This is a genomic window from Xanthobacter autotrophicus, assembly GCF_029991245.1.
GTDB lineage: Bacteria > Pseudomonadota > Alphaproteobacteria > Rhizobiales > Xanthobacteraceae > Xanthobacter > Xanthobacter autotrophicus_C.
Genome location: NZ_JAIVFO010000152.1, coordinates 1 through 10,238 on the forward strand (window position 1 = coordinate 1; position 10,238 = coordinate 10,238).

Annotated in this window: 7 protein-coding genes and 1 pseudogene; 2 read left to right on the forward strand and 6 right to left on the reverse strand. The window is 67.5% G+C overall.

Annotated features, from left to right (window positions below):
* Positions 1 to 514 (reverse strand): annotated as a pseudogene (locus tag K9U41_RS19310) (hypothetical protein); the annotation flags it as partial.
* Between the two features lie 204 nt (positions 515 to 718).
* Between K9U41_RS19310 and K9U41_RS19315 the strand changes: the two are divergent.
* Both K9U41_RS19315 and K9U41_RS19320 read left to right on the forward strand, forming a co-directional pair.
* Positions 719 to 1,315 carry a superoxide dismutase gene (locus K9U41_RS19315; protein ID WP_282642490.1) on the forward strand — a complete coding sequence of 199 codons (597 nt, stop codon included), beginning with the start codon at positions 719 to 721 and terminating at the stop codon, positions 1,313 to 1,315.
* Between the two features lie 356 nt (positions 1,316 to 1,671).
* On the forward strand, positions 1,672 to 3,300 hold the full coding sequence (locus K9U41_RS19320; protein WP_282642491.1) for a glycosyltransferase family 39 protein: 1,629 nt from the start codon (positions 1,672 to 1,674) through the stop codon (positions 3,298 to 3,300).
* Positions 3,301 to 3,498: 198 nt separating this feature from the next.
* On the opposite strand, the gene K9U41_RS19325 is transcribed toward K9U41_RS19320, so the two are convergent.
* The 5 genes from K9U41_RS19325 to K9U41_RS19345 form a co-directional block, all read right to left on the reverse strand.
* Entirely contained in the window at positions 3,499 to 4,929 is a 1,431-nt protein-coding gene (locus tag K9U41_RS19325) for an esterase-like activity of phytase family protein (protein WP_282642492.1), read from the reverse strand.
* Between the two features lie 104 nt (positions 4,930 to 5,033).
* Positions 5,034 to 6,029, reverse strand: a complete 996-nt coding sequence (locus K9U41_RS19330; RefSeq protein WP_282642493.1) for a zinc transporter ZntB — start codon at positions 6,027 to 6,029, stop codon at positions 5,034 to 5,036.
* Between the two features lie 165 nt (positions 6,030 to 6,194).
* Complete coding sequence (locus tag K9U41_RS19335) at positions 6,195 to 7,631, reverse strand: M20/M25/M40 family metallo-hydrolase (RefSeq protein WP_282642494.1); 1,437 nt, start codon at positions 7,629 to 7,631, stop codon at positions 6,195 to 6,197.
* Between the two features lie 368 nt (positions 7,632 to 7,999).
* Positions 8,000 to 8,446: a hypothetical protein gene (locus tag K9U41_RS19340; RefSeq protein ID WP_282642495.1), complete on the reverse strand. Its 447-nt coding sequence runs from the start codon at positions 8,444 to 8,446 to the stop codon at positions 8,000 to 8,002.
* A 194-nt stretch (positions 8,447 to 8,640) separates the two neighbouring features.
* A complete protein-coding gene (locus tag K9U41_RS19345) occupies positions 8,641 to 10,179 on the reverse strand; it encodes a helicase HerA-like C-terminal domain-containing protein (RefSeq protein WP_432715831.1) in 1,539 nt (512 codons plus the stop codon).
* Positions 10,180 to 10,238: the final 59 nt, after the last annotated feature.

The window sequence follows — 10,238 nt, forward strand, 5'->3', positions numbered from 1 at the left end:
GCGTCACCGCGGGCTGGGGGGGCTGCGGCTGGGGCTCGCCCCGGCGCTGGAGCCGCTGGCGGCGCGCCTCCAGCATGGGATCGGCGGTTTCGGCATCGGGCTCGGCCGGCGGCGGGAGCGGGGTGTTGCGGGACGGCGGCGCGATCCGCTCGCGGGTTTCGACCGGAGGCAGCGCGGCCGGGGCGGGCGCGGCGGAAACGGCCTCCGGCTCCGGCTGGGTGAGATCGTCCACCGAAAGGCGAGCCTGGGCGCCACGGCCGCCGACGCGCGCCGGGTAGGCGCCTTCGGGGACATCGGCACCTGGATAGGCGCGCTCGACCTGCTGGGAGAGACGCTCAAGCTGGCGCAGCACCAACCCCATGGCGGTTATGACGAAGCCGCCCGAGGCCGCCACCGCGCCGGTGGTGATCAGCGAATTGCCGAAAGTGGACTGGTAGATGACGACGCCGAGCGCGATCACCGACAGCCCGGCCAGAGCGATCAGAACGCCGAGAAGGACCAGGAACCACCACATCTCGCACCCACTCCCGCTTGCCGGCCTCAGAGCCGCTATACACCAACGGTGGTACCTCGCCGGGAAAATCGGCCGCATCAAGGTTGTTTGAAGGCAGGGGCCACCCTATCTAGGTGCTCGCTCGGACATGTCGTATACCCGGTATGGCGCCGGGGCAGCGATTTCGCCCCGAGCACGACGCCGGATAGATTGCGGAGATGTTTCATGTCCTTCACGCTGCCCGAACTGCCTTATGCCTATGACGCCCTCGCCCCCTACATGTCGCGCGAGACGCTGGAATACCACCACGACAAGCACCACCTCGCCTACGTGAACAATGGCAACAATCTCCTAAAGGGAACTGAATTTGAAGGAAAATCCCTTGAGGAGATCGTGACGGGCTCGTTCGGCAAGAACGCCCCGCTCTTCAACAATGCCGGCCAGCACTACAACCACCTGCATTTCTGGAACTGGATGAAGCCGAACGGCGGCGGCGCCATCCCCGGCGAGATCGAGAAGAAGATCATCGAGGACATCGGCTCGGTCGATAAGTTCAAGGAAGACTTCATCGCCGCCGGCGTCGGCCAGTTCGGCTCGGGCTGGGCCTGGCTCGCCCTCAAGGACGGCAAGCTCGTGGTGCTCAAGTCCCCGAACGGCGAGAACCCGCTGGTGCAGGGCGCGACCCCCATTCTCGGCGTCGACGTGTGGGAGCACTCCTACTACATCGACTACCGCAACCGTCGCCCCGACTACCTCAAGGCGTTCGTGGACCATCTCGTGAACTGGGACTACGTGGCGGAACTGTACAGCAAGGCTGTCTGATCCGGCGGTGTCCGCCTCTCGCCTCCCGGCACACGCCGGGAGGCCCCTTCGCCGACAAAGCACATTGCCTGGGCAATTCTTTTCTTAGTGGTGAACGATTCAGCACCCCCAAGATGATCCAGGCACCTCTCCTTGCGTCGCGGGGACAATCCGCCGCAATTTCACACCGGATTTGCCTCGAAATTCCGCATTGCACAGCATAATTTTGTTGCGATTGGACGCTACTCCATCTTAGCTGTGACGCGCTCCACGGACTGCGGTAGAATAGTAACATCTACCTTGGGGGAAGAAGCACTTCGGCTTCAACCGGTGAGTGTGCACGGGAAGAATTGGTCGTCCGTCGGGGTTCTCCTTTCATGTCGTTCCTAGAGATCGATCGTCGGCCAGGCGCGGTTGCGGATGCCTGTGCCGTCATCCTGCTTGCGGCCGTAACCGTCATCGCCGCCCTCACCTTCTCCGATTACGGGCTTGGCTGGGACGACTTCACCCATTCCCAGTACGGCGACCTGCTGTACAATTATTTCTCCTCCGGTTTGACGCAGAGGAAGGTCTTTTCCTTCGTCAACCTGTATTATTATGGTGGCGGCTTCGACCTGCTCGCCGCGGCGCTGGCCAAGGCCGTGCCCTTCGTGGACGTGTTCGACATCCGCCGCCTTTTGGGCGCGCTGGTGGGCGTCGGCGGGTTCTTCATCGTCTGGCGCATCGGGCGGCGCCTGGCCGGCCCGTGGGGCGGCTTCGCCGCCATGGCGCTGCTGATGATCTGCCCGCTGTTCTACGGGCACATCTTCATGAACGTGAAGGACGCGCCCTTCGCGGTGGCGGTCGCCGGCGTGCTGTATGCGACGGTGCGGGCCTTCGACGAATTCCCCAATCCCTCCCCGCGCACCGTGATCCTGTTCGGCCTGTCCCTGGGCCTTGCCATCGGCACCCGGGTGATGGGGCTGATGTGCGGCGTCTTCATCTTCGCCGCCATCGGCTTCCTGGTCGTCACGGAAGCCCGGCATCTGGGCCTGAAGGTGGCGCTGAAGCGCAGCCTCGGCTTCATCGGCCTGCTCGCCCTCGGCCTGCCACTGGCCTATTTCGTGCTTGGCATCCTGTGGCCCTGGGGCGTGGCCGAGCCGCTCAATCCCCTGGTGGCGCTGAAGTATTATTCCAATTTCTGGGAAGTGCCCTGGCGCGAGATGTTCGAGGGACGGCCGATCCTCGTGCCGGACATGCCGCGCTCCTATGTGCCCACCCTGTTCTCGGTGCAGATGCCGGAACTGTTCCTCGGCCTCGCCCTGGCCGGAGCGGCAGGAGTCGTGGTGTCCGCCCTGTTCGGCCACGACACCCCGGCCAAGCGCGCCCGGCTGGTGCTGGTCCTCACCGCCGCCTTCTTCCCCGTGCTGCTCACGGTGACGGCCCGGCCGGTGGTCTATAACGGCATCCGGCACTTCGTGTTCGTGACGCCGGCGCTGGCCCTGCTCGGCGGCGTCGCCGCCGCCTGGCTGTGGGAAAAGGCCCAGCGCCTGCCGCGCCTCGCCCGGGGCGCCGTGGCGGCCGCCTTCCTGGTGGGCCTCGCCATGCCGGCGGCGGCCTTCCGCAACCTGCATCCTTATGAATACACCTACTACAACCATCTGGCGGGTGGCATTCAGGGCGCCGACAGCAAGTTCATGCTCGACTACTGGGGCCTCGCCTTCAAGCAGGCGACCGAAGAGCTTGACGAATATGTGGAGCAGCACCGCCGGTCCCTGCCCCAGGGCCGCAAGCTGCGGGTGGCGGTCTGCGGACCCTATTTCGCCGCCGCCGCCGAACTCGGGCCCCGCTACGAAACCACCTATGACAGCCGCAACGCGGACTTCTACCTGCGCCTGGGTGAGTTCTACTGCGCCGACGTGAAGGCGCCGACCCTGGTCAAGATCGAACGGGAAGGCGTCACCTACGCCACCGTCTTCGACGTGCGCGGCCGGCCCTTCCCCAGCGTGTTCGCCGCCGGGCAGTAATCCAGCGGTCCCGGTCCTTGACCGGTGCCGCGAGGGTGTCGCTCAGGCGCCGCGCGGGCTTTTGCCAGCGGCCGGTGAGTCAAGCGCATCGGCCGCCGGGCAGTAAGCCCCCGCCACCCCCCGGAATGAGGAAGGCCGGACACTTGCGTGCCCGGCCTTTTCGTTGCGCGCCGTCGTCCGGCCCGAAGGCCGTCGGCTTCAGTTGCCCTTCAGCAGGTCCGGCACGGAGAGGAGGACGAACTCGTTGTCGTCATTCTTCTGCGGGCTGCGCCCGGCGGAGTAGGGCAGGTTGTTGTCGTTGCCCACCACGATCTCGGTCGGGCTCACCATCACCACGTTCTCGATGGTGAAGAACGGCATGTCGAGCACGCCCTCGGTGCCGCCCTGCCGCGCCTTGCCGTTGGGGTCCTTGATGGCGAGCAGGTCGATGTAGCCCACCTTGCGCACCAGCTGGCCGGCGGTCTCGGGCGAGAATTCCACCTTGTAGACGCGCTTGAACCTGGCCGGCTTGTCGAAGCAGGTCGGCTCCACCTTGCCCTCGGCGCAGGCCTTGAAGCGCGAGCCCTCCAGGCTGTCGCGCTCGATGATGAGAGCGTGGGTATCGTCGATCATGTTGAAATCGCCGATGGCGTTGCCGGCCACGGCCAGCGGATATTTCCAGGACCGCCCGGTCCAGTCGCGCTTGGCGATGTCGAACTCGACGATGCGCAGCACTTCGCTCTCGCCCACCTTCTCCTTGCCGCCGGTGGCCGCATCGAACACCGGACCTTCGAGCAGCGCGTAGAGCCTGGTCTTGTCGGGGGACAGGGCCATGCCCTCGAAGCCCTTGGAGCGATAGACGCTGAACGCCACCTTGCCGTCCGGCGCGGAGGGGGTGCTGACCGCCGGATGGTCGGGCGAGCGCGCCACCTTGCCGTCCACCTTGGTCTCGAACACGGCCTTCACCTTGCCGGAGAGGTCGGTCTCGATGAGGAAGGGGCCGAACTCCTCGCCGAACCAGATGCTGTCACCCGCCACCTGGATCGATTCGAGGTCGAAATCGGCGCCGGTGAGATAGCGCTTCTGCGTGCCCTCCATGACGATGGAATAGGGCACCTTCTTGTCGGGGTCGTGCAGGAAGATGGTGGCGAGGCGCTCGATCTTGCCGTCCTTGAAATCCATCTTCAGGCGGTGGGCCATCAGCATGGCGTCCGGCGAGTTGGCCTTGGAGCCGAAGCCGTTGTCGGTGAGCACCCAGAACCGGCCATCGCCTTCCGAGACGATGCCGGAGAAGCCCTGCACCGGCTGGCCGTCGAACGGCAGGGACAGGCCGGTCTCGCGCGGGGCGGCCTTGTCGGAGAGGACGCTGACGCCCTTCACGCTGCCCACCCGGTCGATGCGCTTGCGGTCGGCATTGGTGAACTTGCCGGAGGTCTTCAGATCGGCGGGCGCATCCGCCGGCGCGGCCACGAAGGTGGCGGCGGGCAGCACCACATGTCCCACCAGCACCGCCGGATGGGCCGTCCCTTCCGTGGAGGCCGCCTTGTCGGCGGCGGCCTTGTCCTGAGCGAAGACCGGCGTGGCCAGGGCGACGCCGGCGAGCAGCACGAGCGCGGACGATTTCAGGGTAAACGATTTCAGGGTGCGCATGGGGAAAACCTCCCGAGGGTCCGATGCGCACACCACCTGCCGCTCAAGCGTTGACGGCCCGGCGACAGGACGACGACACTTCCGTTACGTTCGCCTCTGGAGCCTCAGATCCACTTCAGCTTCCGGAACAGCCACAGCAGCAGGAAGCCGAGCACCAGCATGGCGACGGCCAGTGCCCAGAAGGCCTCGGGATCGGTATTGCCGGGAATGCCGCCCACATTCATGCCGAACATGCCGGAAATCAGCGTCATGGGGGCGAACACCACGGTCACCACGGCCAGCACGAGCATGGATTTGTTCATCTGCTCGGCCCGCGTGTCCACCATCTGCTCGCGGATGATGCCGGAGCGCTCGCGCACGCTGTCCAGTTCCTCGGCGAAGCGCGTCACCCGGTCGGCGGCGTCGCGCAGGCGGTTCCTGTCCTTCGGCCCCATCCAGGGATCGTCCTCGAGGGCGAAATGGTTGAGCGCCTCACGCTGGGGGGCGATGTGGCGGCGCAGCTTGACGGCGACGCGGCGCAGGATGGCAATCTTGGGGAGCATTTCGGAGGCGACGGTGGACAATACCGTGTCCTCCAGTTCGTCCGCCTCGTCGATCAGCTTGTCCACCACCGCGTCCACCCGCTCCACGAGGCGCGTGGACAGGTCGGCCACGAACTCCCCCTGGGAGCGCGGGCAGCGGCCACGGGCGAGCGCATCCTCGAAATCCGCGATGGCGGAAAGAAAATCGTGCTGCACCGAGAGGACGCGCCGCGCATCCACCCACAGGTGCACGGTGATGAGTTCCTCCGGCAGGGCATTGCGCTGCAGGTTGATGCCGCGCAGGGACAGCAGCGAGCCTTCCGTAAACATGGCGCAGCGCGGCCGGCAATCCTCTTCGGCAATGGACTCCACCACCGAGGGATCGAGGCCGCTCGCCTGCCGCAGCCAGGTCTGCGGTGCACGCGGCAGATAGCGGAAATGCAGCCAGATGAAGCCGCCGTCCGGCGCCGCCTCGGCCAGTGCGGTCTCAAGCGGCAGGCGGACGGCTCCGCCCCGACCGTCGAATCGCCATGCTGAGAGCAGGCCTTCGGCATCCATCTTGGGCGCGGGGCGTTCCATGGGGGGCGTCCTCGGGGCGTCTGGAGGCTACGTCTGGCGCATCCTTGGGGGGCGTTCCGCCGAACTGGCCCGGTCTTCCTCGCACGATTGCGCGCCGCACAAAAGTGGGCGCGCAACGTCAGGGGCGAAAGAAGGGGCGAGAGATCGCACCGATGGCGCCGGCCGTCAGGCGAGGGCGTCGAGGATGCGGACCCAACTGCGGGTGCCCTTGTGGAAGGATGTCAGGTCATACTTCTCGTTGGGCGAGTGCACCCGGTCGTCGTCGAGCCCGAAGCCGATGAGCAGGGTGTCCACCCCCAGAAGGTCCTTGAACTGGCCCACCACCGGGATGGACCCGCCCGAGCCGATGGTGACCGGGGCGATGCCCCACTCCGCCTCCAGAGCCCCGGCGGCGCGGGAGAGGTCCGGGCTCTCCGGCGGCACCAGGAAGGCGCGCGCGCCCTCGCCCCAGGAGAAGACGGCCTCGCAGTCCGCCGGGATGCGCGCGGCGACGAACGCCTCGAAGCCGGCGCGGATCTTGGCCGGGTCCTGGTCCGCCACCAGCCGGAACGAGATCTTCGCGGTGGCCCGCGCGGGAATGATGGTCTTGGTGCCGGCGCCGGTATAGCCGCCGAACATGCCGTTGACCTCGAAGGTGGGACGCGACTGGATCTGCTCGATGACGAGGCGGTCGCTCTCCCCCGCCGCCACGCCGAGGCCCACCGGCTTCAGGAAGGCCTCCGCGGTAAGGCCCAGGCTCTCCCAGCGCTGGCGCACCTCGGCGGGCATCTCGCGCACGTCGTCGTAGAAGCCGGGAAGCGTGACCCGGCCGGAGGCGTCATGGGCCTCGGCGATGAGGCTGGCCAGCACATGGATGGGGTTGCGCGCCGCCCCGCCGAACAGGCCGGAATGCAGGTCGCGGTCGGCGCCCACGATGGTCAGCTCGGTGTGGAGAATGCCGCGCAGCGCGGTGGTGATGGAGGGGGTCCTGGGGTCCCACATGCCGGTGTCGCAGACCAGGGCCAGGTCGGCGGAAAGCTCGGAGGCATGGGCGGCGAGGAAGGCCGGCAGGTTGGGCGAGCCGCACTCCTCCTCCCCTTCGAGCAGCACGGTGACATCCACCGGCGCGCCGGCTCCGGCCGCCTTGAACGCGCGCAGGGCTTCCAGGAAGGTCAGCACCTGCCCCTTGTCGTCGCAGGCGCCGCGGGCGACGATGGTTTTGCGGCCATCGGGAGTCGCGCCGAGGCGCGGCTCGAACGGCGGCGTCTCCCACAGGTCGAGCGGGTCCACCGGCTGCACGTCGTAATGGCCGTAGAACAGCACGCGCCGGGGGGCGCCCGTGTCGGTGCGCGCGACCACCACCGGATGGCCCGGCGTCGGGTGCACCGTGGCTGAAAAGCCCAGCGCGCGCAGTTCCCCCGCGACCCAGTCCGCCGCCTGCGCGCAGGCCGCTGTGTGGGCGGGATCGGTGGAGATGGAGGCGATCCTGAGGAAGTCGAACAGCCGCGCGATCGCGGCATCGAGTCCGTCGTCCACTGCCGTGAGCATCGGACCAAGGCGCGGCGCACCTCGGGGCGTCACATCAAGGGACGTTCCGTCTTCCGTTTCAGTGCGTTCCGCCATGTGGACCTCCGTCGCGCGGGCCATGCCCGGCCCGGAATCGCGACGGATGCTGGCTTTCTCACGCACGTCTGGCAAGTCGTCACGATGACGGGACGCCAGGAAGGACAAGGCGCCAGGAAGGACAAGGCGCCAGGAAGGACAAGGCGCCAAAAGGGAGGCAGTCAAAAGGGAGGCAGTCAAGGGCGCGCCGGGATCGGCGCACCAAGGCCCGGCCCCGTGCCCGCCGCGCGACCGTTTGGATCAAACGCGACGTGCGACGCGCAGGCACCAGCCGGATTTCCATCCGGCCGGGCCAAGCCCTCCCGTCTTCGGCGGGACGATGCCGCCGGACGCAAGTCAGCCGGCCACAGGTCAAGCCGGCCACAGGGTCAGCCGGCGCTGACGAGGCTCTCTGTCGGCTCCACGGCGATGGCTGGGGCCGGACGCGCCAGCCGGCGCGCGCGCTGCATCACCGAGCCGATACGTCGGTAGAGCAGCCGCGGAGCGAGCGGCGCGCCGAGCGCAGCGTCATAGCCGGCACGGCTGGCGGCCCGCACGAGAAGCTGGGCCGGGACTTCCGCGACGAGCACGGCGGGAATGCCGGCACCGAAGCGGAAGGGATTGGCAGGGGCATCCTCCGGATCATCCACCTGAACGACGAGCACGTCGACCGATCCCAAAACAGCGGGATCAGTCACCTCGTCGAGCACTGCGGCCTCCCGCACCGATCCGACGCCGAGCGCGGTCAGGGCGGTTTTGGTCGCAAGGCGACGTTCCATATGGGAATCAACCAGAAGAATGCGGGCGATCGGCAACACCTTCATGAGGCGCTCCAAGTCGGGGCGCGCCTGAGAAGAATCCGCCTGAAAGGCAGGGCTCTGGCGCGCGCGTTGAGCAGCTCCCCAGTGCGACCCCGCAATCTCACTGGAATACCGCAATTATACCGCCCTGCCTGGCCCAACGCAACAGAATACGTTTTCCGGCTCCAAGATCGTTACAAACTGTCGCTCGCTCCCCCGCAGGCGGGCTGTCAGCGACGGATCGAACCGAGGATGCCGCGCAGGATGGCCCGGCCAAGCCCCGAGGCCACGGTTCGCGCTACCTGCTTCACCACCACCTCGGTGGTGGTCATGCGGGTGCTGGCCCGGCCGCCACCGCGCGCCGTGCCGGCGGGCGCCCTGCCCGCGGGCTGTCCGGTGCCCAGCACGCTGTCGAGCACCCCGCCCAGAAAGCCGCCGCCGTCGGAAGCCGCCGCCTCCTGCGGGGCGGCTTTCTCCTCAATACGCTTCTGCAGTATCTCGAACGCCGATTCGCGATCGATGGGCGCATCATAGATGTGCCCCACCGGACTCTTGGCCACGAGCGCCGCACGCTCTTCCACGCTGAGCGGGCCGATGCGGCCGGACGGCGGGCGGATGAGGGTACGCTCCACCATGGAAGGCACGCCGTTGCCCTCCAGCATGGACACGAGGGCCTCGCCCTTGCCCAGTTCCATGATGACCTGGGCGGTGTCGAGGTCCGGATTGGGCCGGAAGGTCTCGGCGGCCGCCTTCACCGCTTTCTGATCGCGGGGGGTGAAGGCGCGCAGGGCGTGCTGGACCCGGTTGCCGAGCTGGGCGAGCACGCTTTCGGGAATGTCCAGCGGGTTCTGGGAGACGAAATAGACGCCCACGCCCTTGGAGCGGATGAGGCGCACCACCTGCTCCACCTTGTCGAGCAGGGCCTTGGGCGCCTCGTCGAACAAAAGGTGCGCCTCGTCGAAGAAGAAGACCAGCTTCGGCTTGTCCGGGTCACCCACCTCGGGGAGTTCCTCGAACAGCTCGGACAGCAGCCACAGCAGGAAACAGGCATAAAGCCGCGGCGCGCCCATCAGCTTGTCGGCGGCGAGGATCGAGATGGTGCCGTAGCCCGAGCGATCCACCCGCATCAGGTCGGCGATATTCAACGCCGGCTCGCCGAAGAACTTGTCCGCCCCCTGATTCTCCAGCACCAGAAGCTGGCGCTGGATGGCCCCGACGCTCTGGGCGGAGACGTTGCCATATTGCGCGGTGAGGGTGGCCGCGCTGCTGGCGACCTCGGCCAGCATGGCCCGCAGGTCCTTGAGGTCGAGGATCGGCAGCCCCTGCTCGTCGGCAAGGCGGAACGCGATGTTGAGCACGCCTTCCTGGGTGTCGTTGAGGCCCATGAGCCGCGCCAGCAGCAGCGGCCCCATCTCCGACACGGTGGCGCGGATGGGGTGGCCCTGCTCGCCGAACAGGTCCCAGAAGATCACCGGGAAGCTGTCGGGCGTGTAGGTGAGGCCCACCTCCTGCGCCCGCGCGACCAGGAAATCCTTGGGCTCTCCCATGGCGGCGACGCCGGAGAGGTCGCCCTTGATGTCGGCGGCGAACACCGGCACCCCGGCCCGCGAGAACCCTTCGGCCAGGACCTGCAGCGTCACGGTCTTGCCGGTGCCCGTGGCGCCGGTCACAAGGCCGTGGCGGTTGGCGAGGCGCAGGGTGAGATATTCATCCTTGGCGCTGGTGCCCGCCTTGGCGGCTTCGCTGCGGCCAAGGAAGCTGCGCCCCACCAGGATGCGGCCGTCGCCTTCCTCCTGCGCCGCCGGCCCCCAGGGGGTGGGATTGGGGG